Raw genomic sequence first — 22,932 nt, 5'->3', positions numbered from 1 at the left:
CTTGATCGTCCGCGCCTCAGGCGCGGATCGCCCTTCCCTGTTCGGCTTCGTCCTTCGCGCCCGCATAGCGGCTTTCGCGATAGGGCAGCCCCAAGTGGTCACGCAGCGTCGAGCCCTTCAGCACAGGGTCGAAATAGCCGCGTTCGGTGAGGATCGGCAGGACGTACTTGGCGAAGTCATCGAAGCCTTCGGCGATCACCGGGAAGCCGAGGATGAAGCCATCGGCGGCATCCTGATCCACCCAACGGATGATCTCGTCGGCGATATGCTCCGCCGTGCCGATGAAGGCGGTGCGTGGTGTTGCGGAATCGAGCGCGACCTGGCGCAGCGTCAGCCCCTTCTCCAGCGCGGTCTTCTTGATGCGATCGGTGGTGGCGCGGAAATTGTTGCGGCCGACATCGCCAAGATCGGGGAACGGTTCGTCCAGCGGATAGACGCTAAAATCATGATGATCGAAGAAGCGGCCAAGATAGAGCAGCGCCTCCTCGATGGTAACGAGGTTGCGGATCGCCTGATACTTCTCTTCTGCCTCTTCCTTCGTTGCGCCAACGATGGGGCCGATACCCGGATAGATGCCCACTTCCGAAGCGCTGCGACCCTGCGCGATCACGCTGTCCTTCAGCTGGCGGTAGAAGACCTGTGCATCCTCGATCGGACCGCCATTGGTGAAGACAGCATCGGCATGCTTGCCGGCAAGACGGATGCCCGAATCCGAGGCCCCCGCCTGAAAGACAACCGGCTGGCCCTGCTTGGATCGGCCGATATTGAGCGGCCCTTCGATGCGGAAGAAGCTGCCCTTGTGATCGAGGCGATGCATCTTGGTCTTATCGGCATAGACGCCGGTCTCACGGTCGCGGACAAAGGCATCGTCATCCCAGGAGTCCCAAAGCCCCTTGATCGCGTCGATGTATTCCTCCGCGATCTCATAGCGCAGTTCGTGTTCGGGATGCTCGCGGCTATAGTTGCGGCCGGAGCCTTCGAGCGGCGACGTCACCGCATTCCAGCCGGCCCTGCCGCCGCTGATCAGGTCGATCGAGGCGAATTGCCGGGCGACGGTGAAGGGATCGCTGTAGGAGGTCGAGAGCGTGCCGACCAGCCCGATCTTCGAGGTCGAGGCGGCAAGCGCCGACAGGATCGTGATTGGTTCGAAGCGATTGAGGAAATGCGGAATCGACTGCGCGTTGATATAGAGCCCGTCAGCGACGAAGGCGAAAGCAATGCCCGCCTCTTCCGCCTTGCGGGCCGTATCTACGAAAAAGCCGAAATTGACGCTGGCGTCGGCCGGGCCGCTCGGATGTTTCCAGGCGTTCATGTGGCCGCCAGGGCCTTGTAGCATGATGCCGAACTTGACGTGTTTCTGAGCCATGGGATCAGTCCTTTTCAAAGCAAATGTCAGGCGACAAGCGAGAGCCGCTCTTTGGCAAGCAGCTCGATGGAGGCGAGACGCTCGGCGGCCGGCAGCGCCGGTGTGTCGAGAATGAATTCCTTGACGCCGTAGCGGCGGTGCAGCTCGTCAAGTTCCTTGCGGATCTGTTGTGCCGTGCCATGCAGCACGCTCGGCACCTTCTCTTCGGTCCGGTAGTCGCTGACGCCGGCCTGGCGGGCGAATTCGGCTGCCTGTTCTTCGCTGCCGACATTGACGGTCTGGCCGTTTGGAAGGAAAACCTTGACGATGCGCAGATCGCCGACACGCTCGCGCGCCTGCTCCTCGCTCTCAGCGGCAAAGGCCGCTAGCGCCAGGATCGGGCTCTTGCCGCCGCTTGCCTTCTCATAGGCCTCGAAGGTCTTGCGTAGATTTTCAGGGTCGCCGTTCAGATGGCCGGCGAAGACCAGCTCCCAGCCCTTCTCTGCCGCCAGCTCGGCGCTATCGACGGAAGCGCCCAGCAGAAAGCGATCGGGCGCAATCGAGGGGAGCGGCGTCGCGATAGCCGCATCCGCCTGGGGTTCGGTCGAAAGATAGCTGTTGATGTCGGCAAGCTGGTCGGCAAAGCTTGGCTTGCGCGCCGGGTCGACCGCTATCTGCAAAGCCCGCGTTGACAGCGGAAAGCCGCCCGGTGCCTTACCGACGCCGAGATCGACACGGCCGGGCGCCAGCGACGAGAGGAGATTGAATGTCTCCGCCACCTTGTAGGCGCTGTAATGCTGCAGCATCACTCCGCCGGAGCCGACGCGGATTTTCGATGTCTTGGCAAGCAGATAGGCGATCAGTGCTTCGGGCGCGGAACTCGCCAGGTTCGCCATATTATGATGCTCGGCCACCCAGAAACGGTGATAGCCAAGCTCCTCGGCGCGGATGGCCAGCTTGGCGGTTGCCCGCAGCGCATCCGTTGCATTCTTACCGGCTTCGATGGGGCTTTTGTCGAGAAGGCTCAAGAGATAGGACATGTGGGGTCATCCGATTATTGCGTCGGTACCGCAGCACCGCTTCAATAGTCTATAAAATACGTAGATTGCTTATATTATAAGAAACGACTTTCTCTTCGTGTGCCAAAGTGAGGAAATAAGTTGCAAAGCATGCATGCACGCTGAGCGTGAGATTCCTGATCAAAAGTCGCCATTCAGCGGCATGTTTGATACATGTTGGATTGGCGGGAAACTCTCTTGATCCTCAAAAGGATTCGGGTGAACTAGACAGTGGAAGATATTCGACAGCCGAGGACCCATGAACGACAACGTCATCAAATTTCGAAAGCCGAAGCCGGCGCCCAAGGCACCTCGTCCCGGACTACGTAAACTGCTTGTGGTCATGGTCGTGCTGGCAGTGTTCGCCGCCGCCTGGGGATATTTTCAGATCGTTGGTTCGCCGGCCCGCTAACGCTGAGGATAAATCCGATGAGCGTTCGCCCGCCGCAATCCCTCAGACAGTTTCACTCGAATGATAATGGCTTCAACGTCCTCGAATACGAACTCATGGCCGAGCGCGCGAGCTCTCTCGGACATCACGGGTTGAAGGTGGAAACTGCGCTGGCGGAGCTACAGGCATGGAATGCGGATCGCCACAGCGCGAAAGCCTTGTGCATAAGGCCTCTGACATGGTCTGGGCCTTCTTCATCCAGCGTGAGATCTGCGGCATGAAAAATGGTCGCGATGTCATTCAACGCTATGGGATACCCAGCGAGGTGCTTGCAAAAGTCGGTGTTGTCCGCCGGTGACGCGGCCCATGCGATTGCCTGTCGAGACTACGGGACGCGGCGGGTCAGCTGAGGCTCAAGCTGGTGAGAAATCACTCATCGCGCCGATAAAGGACTTGGGCAGCGGTGCGGCATAGGAGCCGCGCTTGCTGGTGGTGAGACCCAGCGACACCAACGCCTCGGCCTGCTTGACGGCCGCCGCGACACCGTCGATCACCGGTACACCGTAGATCTGCTGCAACTCGCGCGCCAGGTCGGTCATGCCGGCGCAACCGAGCACGATCGCCTCTGCGCCGTCTTCATCCAACGCCCGCTCGATTTCCGCCCGCAGCTTGCCGATAGCGCCCGATGCGGCGTTCTCAAGCTCCAGCACGGCGATATCAGAAGCCCGCACCTTCGCCCGTCCGCCCATGCCGTAGCGCTGGACAAGATTGTCGATCAGGACGCGGGAGCGTTCCAGTGTCGTCACGACTGTGAAGCACTGGGCGAGGAAGCCGGCCGTCACGACTGCGGATTCGCAAAGTCCGAGAACAGGGACATCCGAAAAGGCCCGTGCTGCCTCCAGACCCGTATCGTCGAAACAGGCGATGATTGCCGCATCATAGCCCGCCGCTCGCTGCTCCTTAAGTTCACTCAGCAGACCGGGGACTGCAAGGGCGCCGTCATAATATCCCTCGATCGAAGGCGGCCCCATCCGCGATGTCGCGGCGATGATCTCCGTGCCGGTGGCCGCCACAGCGCGTGCGGCAACCGCCGCCTTTTCCGTCATCGACGTGGTGGTGTTTGGATTAATCAGCAATAAGCGCATGGTCTCAGCTTTTCTTGGCCTGCCGGCGACCGAGCATGGTCATGATGCCGAGCGCCAAGAGAATGATGGTGAAGGAGAAGAGTGTCGTCACCGTTCCCAGCGCATAGAGTACTGGCGTGGTGACGTTTGTGGTCATCCCGTAGATTTCCAAGGGAAGCGTGTTGTAGGTGCCCGATGTCATCAGGGTGCGTGCGAATTCGTCATAGGACAGCGTGAAGCCGAACAGGCCGACACCGATCAGGCTCGGCGCGATCATCGGCAGCACGACATGGCGGAAGGTCTGCCACGAGCTCGCGCCCAGGTCACGTGCGGCTTCCTCATAGGCCGGCGAAAAACGGTTGAAGACAGCGAACATGATCAGCACGCCGAAAGGCAGCGTCCAGGTCAGATGCGCACCGAAGGCCGAGGAATACCACGCCGGCGGAAGACCGCCCTGCTGGAAGACGACGCCAATGCCGAGGGAGATGATAATCGACGGCACCACGAGACTGGCGACGGTCGCGTAGAACAGCAGCGACGATCCGCGGAAGCGGCGGCGGAAGGCCAGGCCCGCCAGCAGCGAGACGACGACCGTGACGATCATGACCATCAGGCCAAGGATGAAGGACCGCTGGAACGAGGCACCAAAGTCGCCGACCGCCTGCTTCTCGAACAGGTTGGCAAACCAATGCAGCGAGACGCCGTTCAACGGGAAGGTCAGGCCGCCATCCGGCCCCTGGAAGGAAAGGATGACGATTGCCGAAAGTGGGCCGTAGAGAAACAGCACGAAGACAATGAAAAATATCGCCAGAACGTAGAATTCCAGGCCGCGCTTTTCGTGGTTCATCTCAAAGCTCCTTGCGGATATCGACGACCCGCAGGATGGCTGCGACCATCATGAGGACGACAATCAGCAGCACGACGGCATTCGCGGCCGCCGCCGGATATTGCAGCAACGACATCTGGTTTTTCATCAGCAATGCGATGGAGGCGCTCTGGCCGCCGGACATGACCTGCACGGTGGAAAAATCCGCCATGACCAGGGTGACGACGAAGATCGAGCCGATCGCGATGCCGGGTTTGGCAAGCGGGATCACCACATTCCAGAGTACCTGCCAGCCGCTGGCGCCGGCATCGCGCGCAGCTTCAAACAGCGAGCGGTCGATGCGCATCAGCGTGTTGAAGATCGGCGTTACCATGAACAGCGTATAGAGATGCACCATCGCCAGAACGACGGCGAAATCGGAATAGAGCAGCCATTCGATCGGCTTTGGAATGAGACCCATCTCGATCAGCGTCGAATTGACGAGACCGTTGCGCCCGAGCACCGGGATCCAGGAGATCATGCGGATGATGTTCGACGTCATAAACGGCACGGTGCAGACGAGGAAAAGGATCATCTGCATCGACGTGCGGCGGATGTGGAAAGCGAGGAAATAGGCGACCCAGAAGCCGATGAACAATGTCAACGACCAGACAATAGCCGTGAATTTCAATGTGTTGAGATAGGTTTTCCAAGTAACCCATGAACCGAGCGTATCGGTATAGTTCGTGGTCAGGAAAGCGGGATAGAGATTGGCGAAATCATAGTCCCAGAAGCTGACGATACCGATCATCGCGATCGGCAGCAGGAAGAAGAAGCCGAGGATCAGAAACAGCGGCGCCGCCTGAAGATAGGAAACGAGCCCCAGGGGCACGCGAAAGCTGCGCCTTGGTTTTGCTGTTGCCTGGTCCGTTTCTGATGAAGCGATCGTCGCCATGGTCCGGTTTCTCCGTTAGCGGCTTCCTCCCCCCACCTGCGCGGGGAGAGGATATAATGGGCAGAGGCGATACCGATTAGGCAGCGATGAACTCGTTCCAGCGGCGGACCATGTAGCGGTCTTCGTCCATCACCGAGTTCCAGCAAGCAACGGCGCCCATGCGGGCTTCGAAGGAGCCACCGTCGCGAACGGCGCCAGCCTTCTCCATGACCTTGCCTTCCGGAGACAGGATATCGCCCTGCGCCGGCTTGCCTTCGATCCAGTAGCCCCATTCGTCGGCCGACATGAAGCCCTTGGCGGTTTCCATGCAGGCGGAATAGTAGCCCTGACGGTTGAGGTAACCGCCAACCCAGCCGGACGTGTACCAGTTGATGTACTCATAGGCAGCGTCGAGCTCTGCGCCCTTGAGATGCGCGGCGAGGCCGAGGCCACCGCCCCAGGCGCGATAGCCTTCCTTCAGCGGCTGGAAGGTGCAGGCGATGCCCTTCGAGCGGACGGCGGCAACGGCCGGCGACCACATCGACTGGATGACGACTTCGCCCGACGCCATCAAGTTGACGCTTTCGTCGAAGGACTTCCAGAAGGCGCGGAACTGGCCCTCGCCCTTGGTCTTGATCAGGAAGTCGATCGTCTTGTCGATTTCCGCCTTCGTCATGTTGCCCTTGTCGGCATATTTGATCTTGCCGGAGGCTTCCATGATCATCGCAGCATCCATGATGCCGATCGACGGGATGTTGAGGATCGCGGTCTTGCCCTTGAAGGCAGGATCGAGAATGTCGGCCCAGCTGGTGATCGGGCGACCGGTGAGATCGGGACGGATGCCCAGCGTGTCGGCGTTATAGATGGTCGGAACCATCGTCATCCACTGCGTCGGCTCCTTGGCGAATTTCTTCGAACCCTGCGCTTCGACGAAGCCGACGGTGTGCGGCGCCGTGCCCTGGGCGATGACGCTCTCCGGCTTCAGCTTGCCGTTGATGAACAGCGGCACGATCTTGTCGTAATATTTCAGCTTCTTGACGTCCATCGGCTGAAGCACGCCGGACGGGAACACCTTCTTGGCAATCCAGTATTCGATGTCGGCGATGTCGTAGCTGTTCGGCTGAGTGACGGCGCGCTGGGCGGCGGCGTCGGAATCGGTTGCCGTCATCTCCAGCGTAATGCCGAGATCAGCCTTGCACTTCTCGGCGATCGCATTGATGTTCGATACGCCGGTGCCGAACTGGCGAAGCGTGATTTTCGTTTGTGCCCAGACGGTCGGAAAGCCGGTGATCAGGCCAGAGCCGGCGATGGCGCCGGCGGCGGCAGCGCCGGTCTTCAGCAGCGAGCGGCGGGAGATGCCCTTTGCTGCCTTGGTTGTCTTCTTCTCAGTCGTCATGTCAGTTCCCCTTCTTTTGATGCTTAAGATTCATGCGGAAACACGACCGAGGAGGACCGCGTCCTCCAAGGCCCAACTCAAAGACACCGCATCGCCGACCGATACGGGTTTGGAGAAATAATCGCCGTCGCTCGCGATGACCGTGAAGTCGTCGCTGCCCGCGCCAATGACGGTGATCTTCACCGAGGCGCCACGATATTCGATATTTGAAACGACGCCGTTCAGGCCAACGCCCTTGTCGGAGACGGAAGCCAGCCGGACGCGGTCGGTGCGGATGCCGATATCGATGGCTTCGCCCACGTCCCTGCCCGCGCCGCGCACGGAAAAACTCTGGCCTTCCGGCGCGGTCAATGTCAGCACACCGTCCTCGCTGGATGTGACCCGGCCCGAGAGCACGTTATGATCGCCCATGAAGCGGGCGACGAAGGCAGTCGCCGGACGCTCGAAGACTTCGCGTGGTGACGCCGCCTGCTCGATCTTGCCGTCGTTCATGATCACCATGATATCGGCGAGAGCCATCGCCTCTTCCTGACTGTGCGTGACATGCACGAAGGTGATCCCGAGCGTTTTTTGCAGCTTCTTCAGCTCAGCGCGCATGCGGATCTTCAGGAACGGATCGAGCGCCGACAGCGGCTCGTCCAGCAACAGGGCCTCGGGATCGGTGATCAGGGCGCGGGCCAGCGCCACGCGCTGCTGCTGGCCGCCTGAAAGCTGTGCCGGACGCCGCGTGGCATAGGCCTCCATCTGCATGAGCTTCAGCATCTCGAGCGCCTTGGCGCGGCGCTCGTCCTTGTCCACGCCCTTCATCTTCAGGCTGAAGGCGACATTATCGATGAGGTCGAGGTGCGGAAAGAGCGCATAGGATTGGAACATCATCGCCGTGCCGCGCTTGGCCGGCGGAAAATCGGTCACGACGACGTTCCCGAGCCGGATATCGCCCGACGAAATGCTCTCGTGACCCGCGATCATGCGGAGCGTTGAGGTCTTGCCGCAGCCTGATGGCCCCAGAAAGCAGCAATAGGAGCCGGCCGGTATCTTCAGGCTTATGGCATGGACAGCAGTCGTGGTGCCATAGACCTTCGAAACGGATGCTATATCGATCTCTGCCGCTTTCGACATCGTATCTCCCTCTGTTTGGGAATGACGATGCATCTGGCGTGCCAAGTCCGTTGCGTGGCACTAACCTTTTGTGAATCATGGAGTTTCGGTGAAGATTCGACGAAATGCCTTATATAAGGCAAACGCGTGTTTGCACATGAAATAGGCTTTCGTCCGCAATATGTGCACTAGATCGTATACAATTATGCTTTCCTTTTGCGACAAATTCCGTTTAACTTCTGCGGCGAACGCGGATATCATTCCGTCGATTATCAGGTATCCGCCCCATGAACTCCACAGCCGACGCGCTCCAGACGACCAGCGATTCCACAGAAACCGGCGCGCAGCAAATCCGCGACGCCATTCGCGAGGCGATCGTCGAGCGCAGGCTTTCCCCGGGCACGAAGCTCTCCGAGAGCGATGTCGGCAATCTGTTCAATGTCAGCCGCACGCTGGCGCGCGCTGCCCTGCAGGCCCTGTCCTATGAAGGGCTTGTCAGCGTCGAGAAGAACCGCGGCGCATTCGTTGCTTATCCTTCACCGGAAGAGGCCCGGCAGATCTTCGCCGCCCGTCGTCTGGTGGAGCCGGGTATTCTCAAGGAAGCTGCGGCGAGGATTACGCCCTCGCAAGTTCAGCACCTGAAGCAGCTTCTGCTGGAAGAAGGCCGGCTCATGGCGGAGCGCGGTCAGACCGCGCGGCGCGCCGAGATCAAGGCATCCGGCGACTTTCATCTGATGCTCGCCTCGATCTCCGGCAATCTGATCATGCAGCGCTTCATGGAAGAACTCGTTGCGCGCTCATCCCTGGTGATCGCGCTTTATGGCCAGTCGAGCGTGTCGAGTTGCGGTCATGCGGAGCACGGCGATGTCATCGCCGCCATTGAGCGCAAGGACATCGAGACGGCCTGCCATCTTATGCTTCACCATATTTCACATATCGAAGCCGATCTCGATTTGCGTGAGCGCAAGAGCGTCGGCCTGAGGGAAGCCTTCGAGCAGTAGCCGACCAAACGGTATACGTCTCGGGGATCACCTCCTCACCACATGCCATGGAGATAGACTTGAGCCCGATTGAAACCCTTTTCACCCGAGCAAAGCTCACCGATGGCTCCCTCAAGGACATCGGCGTATCCGGCGGACGGATCACGTCGATCGAGCCGTCAAGTGCGGAAGCCCCGCTTGCCGAAAGCGTCGACCTCGGCGGCGCGCTCGTCGTGCCCGGCTTCGTCGAAGGTCACATCCATCTCGACACCAGCTTTTTCGGCGATGCCTGGATATCGCACAAGCCTTGCACCAACGGCTTCGACGTGCATGAACGCGTCGCGTTCCAGGCGCAAAACATGGCGCAGGCCGCTCCCATGGACGTGCGCGCGCGCAATCAGCTGGATCTCTGCATCGCCAATGGCAGCACGCAGATGCGCAGCCATGTCATGGTGGACGGATCGGTCGGGCTGAAATCGCTGGAAACCGTTCTCGCCGTTCGCGAGGAATATCGAGACTATATCGATATCCAGCTCGTCGCCTTCCCCCAGAGCGGCATCCTGAAAAGCGCCGGCACGCCGCAATTAATGGATGAAGCCATTTCCATGGGCGCCGATCTCGTCGGCGGACTGGACCCGGCCAGCTTCGACCGCGATGTAGAGGGACATCTAAACGTTGTCTTCGGCATTGCCGAGAAGCACGGCGTCGATGTCGATATCCATCTTCACGACGGCGGCACGCTTGGCCTCTTCACTATCGAGCAGATCTGTGCCCGCACACGCGCGCTTTCGATGAACGGACATGTCGCCATCAGCCATGCCTATGGGCTCGGTGATCTCGCGGGTGATGCCGCCAAGCGCGCCGCCGAGATGATCGCGGCCAGCGGCGTGTCCATCATGACCAACGCGCCCGGCAACCATGCCTTTCCGCCGGTGGCGCTGCTTCGCGCAGCGGGCGTTACCGTCTTCAGCGGCAGCGACAATATCCGCGATTCCTGGTGGCCTTATGGCGATGGCGACATGCTCGGGCGCGCAATGATGATCGGCTATCGCTCGGGCTTCTATACCGACGATGAATTGAAAGCCGCCTTCGATGTCGTCACCGATAGCGGCGCCAAGGCGTTGCGTCTCGAGGGTTACGGGTTGAAGATCGGCGCCAAGGCGGATTTCGTGACGCTGAAGGCGGAGCATGTGCCCGAAGCGGTGGTCGCCATTCCGAAGGAGCGCTCGGTCTATAAATCCGGCCGGCTCGTCGCCAGGAACGGAGCCGTCATTCGGGCGTGACATGCCTTAAACTTGGCATTCAGACTTGCTCACAGTCTATTGAAAAGGTGTCATAATGCTTGATCTGATGATTTCGAATGTGCGTATCGCCAATCGCGATGGGCCGTTCGACGTCGGCATCAAGGATGGCAGGATCGCTGCGCTGGAAACCAATCTTGTTTCCGACGCGCCGCGCCAGGATATGTGCGGTTGCTTTGCATTCGCCGGCTTCATCGACAGCCATATCCATCTCGACAAGGCATGCATTCTCGACCGTTGCCTTATCTGCGAAGGCACGCTTGGAGAGGCTGTGCGCGAGACCGCCAAGGCGAAATCAGCCTTCACGGTTGAAGATGTTTATGCGCGCGCCGCGCGTGTCATCGAGAGCGCCGTCGTCAATGGCACGACGGCGATGCGGACATTCGTGGAAATCGACCCGCGCGCCGGCTTTCGCTCGTTCGAGGCCATCCGGAAGATCAAGCATGAATATCGCTGGGCAATCGATATTCAGATCTGCGCCTTCGCGCAGGAGGGGCTGACCAACGAGCCGGAAACGGCATCGATGCTCGATCAGGCGCTGGGCGACGGTGCCGATCTGATCGGCGGCTGCCCCTATACCGATCCCGATCCGCAAGCTCACATCCGCTGGATTTTCGATCTTGCCGAGCGCCATGGCGTCGATGTCGATTTCCATCTGGATTTCGATCTCAACCCGGCGAACTCGGCCATTCCCGCCGTCATTGCTGAAACGCAGCGGCGTGGCTATGGCGGTCGCGTTTCCATTGGTCACGCCACCAAGCTTTCCGCCATTCCGAAGCAAGAGGTCGTCGAGGTCGCCATGCGCCTGGCCGACGCCGGTATCGCCGTTACGGTGCTGCCGGCCACCGACATGTTTCTGCTCGGCCGTGATCGGGATCATCTCATACCGCGCGGGATTGCCCCTGCACTGCTCCTTGCCACGCATGGTGTCACGGTGACGGCCGCGACCAACAACGTGCTCAATCCGTTTACGCCTTACGGCGATGCCTCGCTCGGCCGTATCGCCAATCTCTTCGCCAATGCGGCGCAGCTTTCACGCGATGAAGATATCGCCACGGCATTCGACATGGTGACCGGCAATGCCGCCCGGCTCATGCGGCGCGAATACGCTCTCCAATTGGGAGCGCCGGCGGATGTCGTCATACTCGATGCCGCCGATCCGCTTTCCGCCATTCGCGAAGTCCGCCTTCCAATCGCCGGATGGAAGAGCGGCCGACAGACATTCAGCCGCCCAAGAGCATGCCTGCTTCCTCCACCAGGCTGAGGGGTAACTGTTCGCCCGTTAGGTTCGGACAGTCTTTTGCAGCCAGGTCGCAAAGAAGTCGGGCCATTCGCCGGAAGGCATGCCTTTCTTACCCATGGCGAACCCATGCCCGCCGCTTACCAGGCGATGCAGCTCCACAGGAACCCCGGCCCGTTCGCAGGCGGCCTGCATGATCAGCGTGTTGACCGGATTGGAAACGGGATCATTCTCCGCCTGAACGAGAAACATAGGCGGGCAATCGCTGCCGACGTACGTTTGGACCGACCATGTGGCGCTCATCTCGGGGCTCGGATGGTCGCCGACAAAGATGCGCCGGGTCGAGGTGTGATCGTAAGGCGGCTCCAGCGTGATCACCGGATAGATCAGTGCCGCGAAATCCGGGCGTGCCGAAAGCGCATCGATCTTATCGGTGGCAGGGTAGGAGGCGAAGGTCGATCGCGCCGAGGCAAGACCGAACAGGTGACCGCCTGCCGAGAAACCGAGCACACCCAACCGTTTCGGATCAATGCGAAAGCTCTTCGCGTTGCCTCGAATGAGGCGGATCGCACGCTGGGCATCCTGCAGCGGAGCAAGCGGGCCATCGGTCCATCCCTCGCCGGGAAGCCGATAGCGCAAGACGAAAGCCGTGATATTTCGATCATTCAGCCATGAAACGGCGGGAAGCGCTTCCTGGCCCTCTTCGATCCGTTTGTAGCCGCCACCCGCCGCTACGAGCACGGCATCCCCGTTGGGATGTGCCGGCGTATAGGCGGTAATCGACGGTATCGCGATGTTGGTGATCGCACCCCAGGCATTGATCGTCATCGGATCGGATGGGCCACCGCCGCCGGGCGGCTCTGCCGGCCAAAGCGGAATCGACGCAGCGGCAGGAGCGGCCAGCACGTTGCGAGAAAACACCACGGCACCCATAGTGGCCAGCATCGATCGGCGTGTCAGCATGAACCGTCCTCGGTCGGATTCTTCGCCATGGAAATGGCCCGGCTTCATAGTAGCTTGTCTTCAGCCTGGGAAGCGAATCGACTTTTCGACGCATAAGCGATCGGTGGAGGGGCGCCTTACTTTTTCAGTTCCCGCTCGAATTCCTCGATCTGCTGGATAACCCAGGGGTCATCGGCAGAATACTGAATTGCCTCGTGATCCAACCGCTCCCGGCGTCGCCCCAGTACCCAGTCAATCAGCGCTTGAAACAGTCGCATGCGAGCATCCATGTTCTTTTGGAACGTGAGAGGCCCGACCACCGGCCTCGTGAGCTTTATCAGTAATCGAGCCTCAACCAACCGCAAGGCGTTGCGGCAATTACCTATTTGCCTTCCGCTAAATGAACGCTAGCTGAACACGAATACACTTTATAAGAGAGATAACATACTACCCGCCACACTTAAACCTTGTCGGAAAGGGCAAGGCGATCAGCTTTCTTTATCTGCTGAAGAGGATCGTCGCCGAGAAGCAGAGGTATCGGTTTGGAGAAAACCGCCTCCTCGGCACGCTTTTTCTGCCAACCGTACCGATATGACGTAATATGACCTAGTCGCGACGAAACACCGGAGCTAAACCACGCCGCGCTGCTTCCGATTTCCCCGGAGCAGCATAAGCTTGGCCTCGCTTTCGCGGGGCCTTTTTTTCTTTAGTGAAGATTACGTGGCCGAGACACGGCTCATTCCGTGCTTATCGCCGGGGTTCGCCGCCAGGCGCATAGACGGTTTTCTGCTCGAAACGGAAGACGGTTCCGCAGCTGCAGCGAATCATATGCTTGCGCGGATCGACCGATGGCCGTTCCGTGGAAAAGCCCCGCGGCATCTCGTCGATTTTGAAATCCCGGCTAGATCCTGAACGATCGTCGCTTTCGGAGACTTCCGCGAAGCCGGCATGGCCGCACTTCGAGCATTCCAGCTTTCGTGAATATCGATCGCGCGCAGCCATTCTTTTCCAATCCGGGACTCAATCAGGCTCCTTCTATCAGGGCTTTTCTCGCTCTTGAAGACCGCTGGCACCATAGCGTTGATCGACGCCCCCCTAAAAAATGGGGTGATGGGCGGAAATAAAGATTGACCTGATAGCAGATGTCAGACCAATTTGCCCTTCATGATGACCAAGGCGATGCTCACCCCACTCCCCTCGATCGATCGGATGCAGCAAGTGATCGACGCGCTGTCCGATTTCATCGAGTCGTCGGAGCTCCAGGCGGGCCAGCAGCTACCGACCGAGCGCGAATTGATGGCCGCCCTGTCGGTGGGACGTTCGACGATCCGGGAGGTGCTCACCCATTTCCAGGCCCTGGGCGTGGTAGAAACCCGCAAGGGCAGCGGCACCTATCTACTAAAACCGGTTTCCAAGGCGACAATCCATATGCCCTTGTCGCTCGACACGACGCATCTGCGCGACGTGCTGCTACAGACCCTTGAGGTTCGCCGCGGTATCGAATGCGAGGCCGGAATGGTCGCCGCCAGGAAGCGAACAACAAGCGACATCGCGATCATCGAAGAGAAGCTCAACGAGATGGAGCGCGTCCATATCGCCAAGGGCACCTCCGGTCCGGAGGATCTTGCGTTTCATCTGGCCGTCTATGACGCCACCCACAACCCGCTGTTCAAGCAGCTTCTCGAGCAGATGCGCGGAACCTTCGAGAGGTTCTGGACGCACCCATTCGACCGGCAGGATTTTGCCCGCCGGTCCTTCCCCTTTCACCGCACCCTGTTCAACGCGATCGTCGCCCAGGATCCCGAGGCGGCACGCGCCGAAACACTGAAAATTCTCGACGTCGTCGAGGAAGACATCAAGGAAATGTCCAAATGACTGACGGGCAAGAGCCGTTCGAACTCGCTTCTCTGATTACGGCCCATGACGAAGGCAATTTTGCCGAAGCCGTCGTGCCGCCGATTTTCCAGACATCGCTTTTCACCTTTTCCAGCTACGACGAGATGATCTCCTGCTATCGCGGCGAAAAGGTGCGGCCGATCTATACGCGCGGCCTCAATCCGACCGTGCGCATGTTCGAGGAAATGCTGGCAAAACTCGAAGGCGCCGAGGATGCGCTCGGCTTTGCGAGCGGAATGGCCGCGATTTCTTCGGCCGTATTGAGCTTCGTCGAACCCGGCGACAGGATCGTTGCGGTCAAGCATATCTATCCTGACGCCTTCCGCCTCTTCGGTACTATCCTGAAACGCATGAAGGTCGAGGTGACCTATGTGGACGGTCGCGACGAGGAAGCCGTCGCCAAGGCGCTTCCGGGCGCCAAGGTCTTCTACATGGAAAGCCCGACAAGCTGGGTGATGGAAGCCCATGATGTCGGCGCGCTGGCAGCACTCGCCAAGCAGCACGGCGTCGTCTCGATGATCGACAACAGTTGGGCCACACCCTATTTCCAGCGGCCGCTGACGCTCGGTGTCGATCTCGTCATCCACTCCGCGTCCAAATATCTCGGCGGACATAGCGATGTCGTCGCCGGCGTCGTTGCCGGCTCCAAGGAGATGATCGCCCGGCTAAAGGCCGAAGCCTATCCCTATCTCGGCGGCAAGCTGTCGCCTTTCGATGCGTGGCTTTTGATCCGCGGCCTTCGCACCCTGCCCATCCGCATGCAGGCGCATCAGACCGCAGCCACAACGATCGCGCAGCGACTGCAAGAGCTCGATGCCGTCGAACAGGTCTGCCATCCGGGCCTCGCCAACCGCCTTCCCGCCGGCCTCAACGGCACCTCGGGCCTGTTTTCCTTCATCTTCCGCGAGGGCGTCGATATCAGAGCCTTCGCCGATAACCTCAAGCTCTTCAAACTGGGTGTGAGCTGGGGTGGGCACGAAAGCCTGATCGTACCAGGCGAAGTCGTGCTTCAGCAGAAGGCACAACCGAATTCCGCGCATACCTTCGGTATCAACCCGAGGTCCGTACGTCTCCATGTCGGTCTCGAGGGAACCGAGGCGCTGTGGAGAGATATCGAGCAAGCGATCGCCGCTGCCTCGTAAAACCTGAAACCTTGAGAGAAAAACCTAAAAAGGGGGAACTGAGCATGAAAAGACTGATAACAGCAGCACTCTTTACCGCAATGATGGCAGGCACCGCCTTTGCCGATACGACCCTGAAACTCGTTGAAGTCATCACCAGCCCTGAACGAACCGAAACGCTGAAGTCGATCGTCGGCAAGTTCGAGGCAGCCAATCCGGGTACGAAGGTCGACATCATCTCGCTGCCCTGGAACGAAGCCTTCCAGAAGTTCGCGACCATGGTTTCGGCCGGCGATACGCCGGATGTGATGGAAATGCCGGATACCTGGCTGTCGCTCTACGGCAATAACGGCATGCTCGAAAGCCTCGAGCCCTACCTCGCCAAGTGGGATAACACCAAGGAGCTGACGCCGCGTGCCCTCGAACTAGGCCGCGACGTGAAGAACACGGCCTATATGCTGCCTTACGGCTTCTATCTTCGCGCCATGTTCTACAACAAGAAACTGCTGAAGGAAGCTGGTGTCAGCGAACCACCGAAGACGATGGATGAGTTCGTCAAGGCATCCGAGGCAGTTGCCAAGCTACCCGGCAAATACGGCTACTGCATGCGTGGCGGTGCCGGCGGCCTGAACGGCTGGATGATTTTCGCCGCCTCCATGGCCGGCGACAACAAGTATTTCACCGCCGATGGCACCTCGACGATGAACAGCGCCGGCTGGGCGAAGGGCATCGAATGGATGGTCGATCTCTATAAGAAGGGATTGGCGCCGAAGGATAGCGTCAACTGGGGCTTTAACGAAGTCGTCGCCGGCTTCTATTCCGGCACCTGCGCCTTCCTCGACCAGGACCCGGATGCCTTGATCGCGATTGCCGAGCGCATGAGCAAGGACGATTTCGGCGTCATGCCGCTCCCGAAGGGGCCGGACGGCAAGTCCTTCCCGACGATCGGCTATGCCGGTTGGTCTATGTTCTCGACCAGCCAGAACAAGGATCTTTCCTGGAAGCTGATCGCGACTCTTGAAGGCAAGGAGGGCAACCTCGAATGGAACAAGAAGATCGGCGCCCTGCCGGCCTACACCTCGGCCGAGAAGGATCCCTTCTATGCAACGGATCAGTTCAAGGGCTGGTTCGAGGAACTCGCCGACAAGAACACGGTGCCGACCGTCATGCCGACCTATCTCGAGGAATTCGCCTTCTTTAAGGATTCGCTCGCCATCAAAACCTCGCAGCAGGCACTGATCGGCGATATCTCGGCGAAGGATCTTGCCGATCAATGGGCCGACTATCTGACCAAGGCGCAGCAGAAGTTCCTCGCCAAGAAATAAATTCCTCTCCGGCGGCGGATCATTCCGCCGCCGTTTCTTCGTACATGAAACAGACGGCGCTTGAACGCCGCGAATGGGAACTGGCTTATGACCATGACCGCCGATAGGCGTCGCGACCGCAGGCCGTGGCTGAAGCGCTTTGCCGATGCCTCGGAGCCTTACCTCTATAGCGCGCCCGCACTTATCCTCATTATCGTCGTCATGCTGGTGCCGCTGGCAATCGGCATTTCCTATGCGTTTCGCGATATTCAACTGCTCAATCCGTTTTCCGGCGGGTTTATCGGCCTGGAGCATTTCCGTGATCTCTCGAAGGATGCCGCCTTTTATGGCGCGCTGAAGAACACGCTCTGGTGGACCGGCGCGTCAGTTCTCCTGCAATTTGTCTTCGGGTTGATCCTGGCCCTTTTGCTGGACAAGCCGTTTTTCGGCAGGGCGCTCGTACAGGCTTTGGTGTTTCTGCCCTGGGCGGTCCCGTCCTTCCTTGCCGGCCTCAATTGGGCCTGGCTGTTCAATCCGGTGATCGGACCGATCCCACATTGGCTCTTCGATCTCGGCTTGATGAGCGAGCCCCACAACATCCTCTCCGATCCGCAATATGCGATGTGGGGGCCGATCGTCGCCAATGTCTGGTGGGGTATTCCCTTCTTTGCGATCACGTTGCTAGCCGCCCTCCAGGCAATCCCGCGTGATCTCTATGAGGCAGCCTCCATCGACGGTGCCGGCTGGTTCCAGCGCTTCGGTTCGATCACGCTCCCCTTTCTCGCCCCGACCATCGCCATCACCGTGCTGCTGCGCACAGTCTGGGTCTCAAACTTCGCCGATCTGATCGTGGTCATGACCGGAGGCGGACCGGCCGATCGTACCCAGATCGTCGCGAGCTACATCTTCACTCAGGCCTTCAAGCGACTGGATTTTGGCTATGCCTCGGCCATCGCGCTCGTGCTGCTCGTGCTGCTGCTCGCTTATTCCATGCTGATCATCCTGCTGCGGCAGACCCTGCTGAACAAGGATTGAGCCATGAGACGATCCATCCTCCCCACCATCGCGCATCGCCTGGCAATCCTCTGCTACGTCGTCTTCGCGCTCTTCCCGCTCTTCTGGCTGTTCAAGGTGTCGCTCACCCCGAACGACCTGCTCTATACGGAAGGCGTGCGCATGTGGCCGTCGCGCACGACATGGGAGCATTATGCTTTCGTGCTGCAACACAGCGACTTCCCCACGTTCTTCAAGAATAGCCTGATCGTCTCCGGATCGACGGCGATTGCGGTGACCATCTGCGCATCGCTGTCTGGCTATGCGCTCTCGCGCTTCAATTTCCGAGCCAAATACTGGATCGTGGCCTTGATGCTGCTCACCCAGATGTTTCCGCTGGTCATGCTCGTGGCGCCGATCTTCAAGATCCTGACGCCGCTGCACCTGACCAACAGCCTGACCGGCCTCGTCATCGTCTACACGGCGTTCAACGTGCCCTTCGCGACCTTCCTGATGCAGTCCTTCTTCGACGGTATTCCGAAGGATCTGGAAGAGGCGGCAATGATCGATGGCGCGACACAGTTTACCGCGTTCCGGCAGATCATCCTGCCGCTGACGCTGCCCGGCATCGCCGCGACGCTCGGTTTCGTCTTCACGGCCGCCTGGAGCGAGTTGCTGTTTGCCCTGATGCTCATCAACGGCAATCAGGCCGCGACCTTCCCCGTCGGGCTTCTCACCTTCGTTTCGAAATTCTCCGTGGATTTCGGGCAGATGATGGCAGCGGGCGTCATGGCGCTCATTCCGGCCTGCCTCTTCTTCCTGCTCATTCAGCGTTATCTCGTGCAGGGCCTGACGGCCGGCGCGGTCAAGGGTTAGTCAAATGGCATCGATCGATATTCAGAACGTCAGAAAAGCCTACGGGCATGTGCAGGTGCTGCAAGACATCGATCTCCAGATCAAGGATGGGGAATTCGTTGTTCTCGTCGGGCCTTCGGGCTGCGGCAAGTCCACGCTGCTCCGGATGATTGCAGGTCTCGAGGATATCAGCGGCGGCGAGGTCCGCATCGCTGGCAAGCGCGTCAACGAGCTGCATCCGAAGGATCGCGACATCGCCATGGTGTTCCAGTCCTATGCGCTCTATCCGCACATGAACGTCGCCGGCAATATGAGCTACAGCCTCAAGCTTCGGAAGATCGCGAAGGACAAGATTGCGAGCACCGTCGCAGCCGCTGCATCGAAGCTCGGCCTCGATCCACTGCTCGAACGTCGCCCAAAGGCGCTTTCAGGCGGCCAACGCCAGCGCGTTGCGATGGGCCGCGCCATCGTGCGACAGCCGAAGGCCTTCCTCTTCGACGAGCCGCTGTCGAACCTCGACGCCCGCTTGCGCGAGCAGATGCGGGCCGAAATCAAGAAATTGCATGCCGACCTGAAGGCGACCTCGATCTACGTCACGCATGATCAGATCGAGGCAATGACGCTGGCGGACCGGATCGTCGCCATGCATGGCGGGGTGGTGCAGCAGGTCGGCAGTCCGCTCGAACTTTACGACCGCCCCGCCAACCTCTTCGTTGCCGGCTTCATTGGCTCGCCGGGGATGAATTTCCTCGACGCCACCTACGAGACCGAAGGCATGAAGCTGAAGGACGGAACCATTGTTCCGTTGCCGACACCGCTGAACCTGCCGGTCGGCGCCAAGGCGACCGTCGGAATTCGGCCTGAACATGTGGTTCTGTCATCGGATAGCGCCGATCTCAGCGCCAATGTGGAGCTGATCGAACCCACCGGCTTCGGCATCATCCTTCACCTGTCGTTGCACGGCCTGCCATTCAAGGTGTTCACGCTCAATCGCGAGGCACTGAGCGCGGGTCCGCAGGTGAATGTATCGTTCCCGGCGCAGCATCTGCATGTATTCGACGAAGACGGCAAACGGGCGACCTGAGCAAAGGGTTGCCTTGCTCAGCGCGCCCGGTGTCTCAATCGGCGAAGGGTTCGGTCGGGGCCTTCGCCGGCTTGGTGAACCAACGAGGGCCGTCCTCGGTCATGTAGATATGGTCCTCCAGCCGGATACCGAATTTTTCCGGAAAAACGATCATCGGTTCGTTGGAGAAAACCATGCCGGCGGCAAGCGGCGTCGCGTTGCCGCGGACGATATAGGGCTCCTCATGGATTTCGAGGCCGAGCCCATGGCCGGCGCGGTGCGGCAATCCCGGCAGACGATAGTCCGGGCCGAGAGAATGCTTCGCAAGCACCGCGCGAGCCGCGTCATCGAGGCTTGAGCATGCAGCTCCCAACTTGGCCGCGTCGAAGACAGCCTGTTGCGCCTCTCGCTCGATCGCCCAAGCCTGTTCGAATTCCTTGTGGCCGCTCTCAAGGGCGTAGGTTCGGGTGATGTCCGAATGGTAGCCGTCAAGCCGGCAACCGGTGTCGATCAGAATAACGTCGCCATCGGCAAGGTTCTGATCACCATCTGCTCCATGTGGAAGCGAGGTCGCCGTGCCGAAGGAGACGATGCAGAAGGTCGAGCCACCATCAGCCCCGGCATCGCGATGCCGTCGATCAATGAAATCCACCACCTCGGACGCCTTGATCCCAGGCTTTAAAAGCGCATGCGCCTGCTTGTGAACATCGAGGGTCAGATCCATCGCATATTGAATAAGCGCAATCTCCGCAGGCGATTTGATCCGGCGCAGATCGCGGGTCAGCCGCCCACCATCCGTCAGCCTTTCAACGCCGATTTCCGCCGCCAGCGCGTGGTAGAAGAAAAGCGGCAGGTCATCATCGAGAGCCAACTTGCCGGAGCCGCTGATAAGGTTGGAGATCAGGGCGACGCTGCTTTCCTCTTCCTGCCAGACCAGGATGTCTCCGGGCAGATGCGGGAGCGTCTCCACGCGGCTGCGCTCAAAGCCCGGAACGATGTAGTAAAGCTCGGTCGGGGTAACGAGCGCGCCAAGAAACCGTTCGCTCAAATGCCAGACCAGTCCGGTGAAATAGCGCAGGCTCTCGGTCGGCCCGAGCAGCACGCCGGACAAGCCCTCGGCCTCGATGGACTGGCGGAGTTTCGAGAGGCGACGCTGTCTCTCGTCCTGAGTTATGCGGGGTACGGGATGCTGCCAAGACATGCGGTTTTCCAATCCATTCGATCAAGAGGCGGAGATGAAAGTGTTTTCGTCGCGGGGTTTCAGGACAACGGTATCGCCACCGGCCGGTCCAGATTGCGGGCAACATAGTCCTGGATCTGCCGAACGATCTGCGCGGCGTGATCGATCGCCAGCCGGTCGGCGCGCTCGACATCGCCCGCTTCGATGGCGGCGATCATCTCCTCATGCTCATCGACGTACTGGCGTGGCAGGCGATCATCGAATGTCGAATAATAGAGGCGAAGAATGCGCCGGCCTTCGTCGAGGAGGCGAGCGAAAAAGGTGGTGTAATAGGAATTGCCGGCAAGCTCAGCGATAGCGACGTGAAATTCCCGGTTTGCCTCAATCATCGCATAGGCGTCGTGGGCAATAACAGCGTCCGCGAATTCCTTTTGATGGGCGCGGATGGTCTTCATGATCCCGGCATTCCGCCGCTGGGCCGCACCCCGCGTAGTGACGCGATACATCAGCGTCAGCGCTTCGAAATAAGTGGGCAGGCTGGCGAAATCGATGGTTGCCACGATCGTGCTTCTATTTGGCAGGGTCGTGACCAGCCCCTCGGCAACAAGTCGCAGCAGCGCCTCGCGGATCGGCGTTCTCGACATCTTGAAGCGCTCCGACAGTCGCACTTCATCGAGCGGGCTGCCGGGTTCGAGCGCCATCGACAGGATTTCCCGGCGCAGCGCGGCATAGACGCTTTGAGTGCCCGATCCGCGCACGCGCGCATTTTCCGCATCATTCTGCATTCGGATATCCCTCGCGACCCACATCTTCGTATGTCGTTTTGGCAGGGCGCCGCAAGACCGCCTGCCCTTCCCAAAACTTTTCTAGCCCGCTTCTTGAGCTTTGTCGACAGTTTGTATATAACGCCGTCAGCTTTCAATGAGGATCAAGCGATGACCACTGGATGGAAGGGCGTATTTCCCGCCGTAACGACACAGTTCAAGGAAGATTTGTCCGTGGATCTCACGGCCACACAGGGCGTTCAGGATGCCCTCGTCAATGACGGCGTCAACGGACTGATCGTCATGGGCACCTGCGGCGAGAACAACTCGCTCGACCCGGAGGAAAAGCGCACGATCCTGAAGGCCGCCGTCGAAGTGGTCAACGGCCGCGTTCCCGTCGTCACCGGCGTGTCCGAACTCGATACGCGCCGCGCCGTCGCCTATGCCCGCGATGCCGAGAAGCTCGGTGCCGATGGCCTGATGCTTCTGCCGGCCATGGTCTATGTGCCGAAGCCGGAGGAACTGATCGCGCATTTCCGCACGGTCGCTGAAGCGACCTCGCTGCCGATCATGCTCTACAACAACCCCCTGCCTATCGCGTCAATATCGGCGCCGACGTGCTGCAGGCGCTCGCCGACGTGCCGAACATCAAGGCCGTCAAGGAAAGCGCTCCGGATCCACGCCGCTTCACCGATCTCATCAATGCCTTCGGTGATCGTTTCGATATTTTCGCCGGTCTCGACGATGTCGCGCTCGAAGGTCTGATGCTCGGTGCCAAGGGTTGGGTTTCCGGCCTGACCAGCGCGTTCCCGCAGGAATCGGTGCAGCTCGTCGCCGCCGCCGAACGTGGCGATTGGGAAGAAGCCCGCAAGATCTATCGCTGGTTCATGCCGCTTCTGCATCTCGATGCCGAGCATGACCTGGTGCAGTCGATCAAGCTCGCCGAGCAGATCATGGGCCGCGGCTCCGAGCGTGTCCGCATGCCGCGTCTGCCGCTGTCCGGCGCCCGCCGCGCCGAAGTCACCGCCATGGTCGAAAAAGCAGCGGCTACCCGCCCCTCCAAGGTGCGCCAGGCCGCCTGATACAGAAAAGCCGGCAATCGCGGTTCAGCGGTTGCCGGCTTTGCTTTTCCACAAAGACGT

General features: G+C 59.8%; 22 protein-coding genes and 2 pseudogenes. 12 read left to right on the top strand and 12 right to left on the bottom strand.

The window, feature by feature from the left end; all coding sequences use genetic code 11:
- Nucleotides 1-16: 16 nt before the first annotated feature.
- Nucleotides 17-1,366, bottom strand: a complete 1,350-nt coding sequence (locus HB780_RS07320) for an LLM class flavin-dependent oxidoreductase (protein WP_183689362.1) — start codon at nucleotides 1,364-1,366, stop codon at nucleotides 17-19.
- 26 nt (nucleotides 1,367-1,392) lie between these two features.
- On the bottom strand, nucleotides 1,393-2,385 hold the full coding sequence (locus HB780_RS07315) for an LLM class flavin-dependent oxidoreductase (protein WP_183689361.1): 993 nt from the start codon (nucleotides 2,383-2,385) through the stop codon (nucleotides 1,393-1,395).
- Between the two features lie 277 nt (nucleotides 2,386-2,662).
- Here HB780_RS07315 and HB780_RS07310 point away from each other — a divergent pair, with 277 nt between their 5' ends.
- Complete coding sequence (locus HB780_RS07310) at nucleotides 2,663-2,815, top strand: hypothetical protein (RefSeq protein ID WP_183689360.1); 153 nt, start codon at nucleotides 2,663-2,665, stop codon at nucleotides 2,813-2,815.
- Between the two features lie 17 nt (nucleotides 2,816-2,832).
- Nucleotides 2,833-3,152 (top strand): annotated as a pseudogene (locus HB780_RS07305) (DUF6665 family protein).
- 55 nt (nucleotides 3,153-3,207) lie between these two features.
- On the opposite strand, the gene HB780_RS07300 reads toward HB780_RS07305, so the two are convergent.
- From HB780_RS07300 to HB780_RS07280, 5 genes are all read right to left on the bottom strand, one after another.
- Nucleotides 3,208-3,939, bottom strand: coding sequence for an aspartate/glutamate racemase family protein (locus HB780_RS07300; RefSeq protein ID WP_183689359.1), 732 nt, complete (start codon nucleotides 3,937-3,939; stop codon nucleotides 3,208-3,210).
- 4 nt (nucleotides 3,940-3,943) lie between these two features.
- A complete protein-coding gene (locus HB780_RS07295) occupies nucleotides 3,944-4,765 on the bottom strand; it encodes an ABC transporter permease (protein WP_183689358.1) in 822 nt (273 codons plus the stop codon).
- 1 nt (nucleotide 4,766) lies between these two features.
- Nucleotides 4,767-5,678 (bottom strand): ABC transporter permease, encoded by a 912-nt coding sequence (locus HB780_RS07290; RefSeq protein ID WP_183689357.1) that lies wholly within the window; start codon nucleotides 5,676-5,678, stop codon nucleotides 4,767-4,769.
- Between the two features lie 76 nt (nucleotides 5,679-5,754).
- Complete coding sequence (locus tag HB780_RS07285; RefSeq protein WP_183689356.1) at nucleotides 5,755-7,053, bottom strand: ABC transporter substrate-binding protein; 1,299 nt, start codon at nucleotides 7,051-7,053, stop codon at nucleotides 5,755-5,757.
- Nucleotides 7,054-7,083: 30 nt separating this feature from the next.
- Nucleotides 7,084-8,172, bottom strand: a complete 1,089-nt coding sequence (locus tag HB780_RS07280; protein WP_183689355.1) for an ABC transporter ATP-binding protein — start codon at nucleotides 8,170-8,172, stop codon at nucleotides 7,084-7,086.
- A gap of 266 nt (nucleotides 8,173-8,438) precedes the next feature.
- On the opposite strand from HB780_RS07280, the gene HB780_RS07275 reads away from it, so the two are divergent.
- Genes HB780_RS07275 through HB780_RS07265 form a run of 3 tightly spaced genes read left to right on the top strand, consistent with a single transcriptional unit; the run spans nucleotide 8,439 to nucleotide 11,696 of the window.
- Nucleotides 8,439-9,152, top strand: coding sequence for a GntR family transcriptional regulator (locus tag HB780_RS07275; protein WP_286203002.1), 714 nt, complete (start codon nucleotides 8,439-8,441; stop codon nucleotides 9,150-9,152).
- A gap of 59 nt (nucleotides 9,153-9,211) precedes the next feature.
- Nucleotides 9,212-10,414, top strand: a complete 1,203-nt coding sequence (locus HB780_RS07270; protein ID WP_286203001.1) for an amidohydrolase family protein — start codon at nucleotides 9,212-9,214, stop codon at nucleotides 10,412-10,414.
- 55 nt (nucleotides 10,415-10,469) lie between these two features.
- Nucleotides 10,470-11,696, top strand: a complete 1,227-nt coding sequence (locus HB780_RS07265) for an amidohydrolase family protein (protein WP_183689353.1) — start codon at nucleotides 10,470-10,472, stop codon at nucleotides 11,694-11,696.
- Between the two features lie 18 nt (nucleotides 11,697-11,714).
- Here the strand turns inward: HB780_RS07265 and HB780_RS07260 are convergent, their stop codons facing one another.
- The 3 genes from HB780_RS07260 to HB780_RS32945 form a co-directional block, all read right to left on the bottom strand.
- Nucleotides 11,715-12,635, bottom strand: a complete 921-nt coding sequence (locus HB780_RS07260; RefSeq protein WP_183689352.1) for an alpha/beta hydrolase — start codon at nucleotides 12,633-12,635, stop codon at nucleotides 11,715-11,717.
- 116 nt (nucleotides 12,636-12,751) lie between these two features.
- Nucleotides 12,752-12,892: a hypothetical protein gene (locus HB780_RS07255; protein WP_183689351.1), complete on the bottom strand. Its 141-nt coding sequence runs from the start codon at nucleotides 12,890-12,892 to the stop codon at nucleotides 12,752-12,754.
- A gap of 469 nt (nucleotides 12,893-13,361) precedes the next feature.
- Nucleotides 13,362-13,616 (bottom strand): hypothetical protein, encoded by a 255-nt coding sequence (locus tag HB780_RS32945; protein ID WP_286203000.1) that lies wholly within the window; start codon nucleotides 13,614-13,616, stop codon nucleotides 13,362-13,364.
- A gap of 177 nt (nucleotides 13,617-13,793) precedes the next feature.
- On the opposite strand from HB780_RS32945, the gene HB780_RS07250 reads away from it, so the two are divergent.
- The 6 genes from HB780_RS07250 (at nucleotide 13,794) to HB780_RS07225 (ending at nucleotide 19,867) form a co-directional block, all read left to right on the top strand.
- Entirely contained in the window at nucleotides 13,794-14,489 is a 696-nt protein-coding gene (locus HB780_RS07250; protein ID WP_435693874.1) for a FadR/GntR family transcriptional regulator, read from the top strand.
- A complete protein-coding gene (locus HB780_RS07245; protein WP_183689349.1) occupies nucleotides 14,486-15,652 on the top strand; it encodes a PLP-dependent transferase in 1,167 nt (388 codons plus the stop codon). The genes HB780_RS07250 and HB780_RS07245 overlap by 4 nt, the downstream gene beginning before the upstream one ends.
- Before the next feature lie 44 nt (nucleotides 15,653-15,696).
- Complete coding sequence (locus HB780_RS07240; protein WP_183689348.1) at nucleotides 15,697-16,956, top strand: ABC transporter substrate-binding protein; 1,260 nt, start codon at nucleotides 15,697-15,699, stop codon at nucleotides 16,954-16,956.
- Between the two features lie 87 nt (nucleotides 16,957-17,043).
- The gene (locus tag HB780_RS07235; protein WP_183689347.1) at nucleotides 17,044-17,970 is read left to right on the top strand and encodes a carbohydrate ABC transporter permease; all 927 of its coding nucleotides are present in this window, start codon (nucleotides 17,044-17,046) and stop codon (nucleotides 17,968-17,970) included.
- A gap of 3 nt (nucleotides 17,971-17,973) precedes the next feature.
- Nucleotides 17,974-18,804, top strand: coding sequence for a carbohydrate ABC transporter permease (locus tag HB780_RS07230; protein ID WP_007698012.1), 831 nt, complete (start codon nucleotides 17,974-17,976; stop codon nucleotides 18,802-18,804).
- A gap of 4 nt (nucleotides 18,805-18,808) precedes the next feature.
- Nucleotides 18,809-19,867 carry an ABC transporter ATP-binding protein gene (locus tag HB780_RS07225; protein ID WP_183689346.1) on the top strand — a complete coding sequence of 353 codons (1,059 nt, stop codon included), beginning with the start codon at nucleotides 18,809-18,811 and terminating at the stop codon, nucleotides 19,865-19,867.
- 34 nt (nucleotides 19,868-19,901) lie between these two features.
- On the opposite strand, the gene HB780_RS07220 is transcribed toward HB780_RS07225, so the two are convergent.
- Nucleotides 19,902-21,047, bottom strand: coding sequence for a M24 family metallopeptidase (locus HB780_RS07220; RefSeq protein ID WP_183689345.1), 1,146 nt, complete (start codon nucleotides 21,045-21,047; stop codon nucleotides 19,902-19,904).
- 59 nt (nucleotides 21,048-21,106) lie between these two features.
- Nucleotides 21,107-21,811, bottom strand: coding sequence for a GntR family transcriptional regulator (locus tag HB780_RS07215; protein ID WP_183689344.1), 705 nt, complete (start codon nucleotides 21,809-21,811; stop codon nucleotides 21,107-21,109).
- A 150-nt stretch (nucleotides 21,812-21,961) separates the two neighbouring features.
- On the opposite strand from HB780_RS07215, the pseudogene HB780_RS07210 reads away from it, so the two are divergent.
- Nucleotides 21,962-22,872 (top strand): annotated as a pseudogene (locus HB780_RS07210) (dihydrodipicolinate synthase family protein).
- Nucleotides 22,873-22,932 lie beyond the last annotated feature (60 nt).

The organism is Rhizobium lusitanum, assembly GCF_014189535.1.
GTDB lineage: Bacteria > Pseudomonadota > Alphaproteobacteria > Rhizobiales > Rhizobiaceae > Rhizobium > Rhizobium lusitanum_C.
This window is presented reverse-complemented; position numbering and strand designations above follow the sequence as displayed.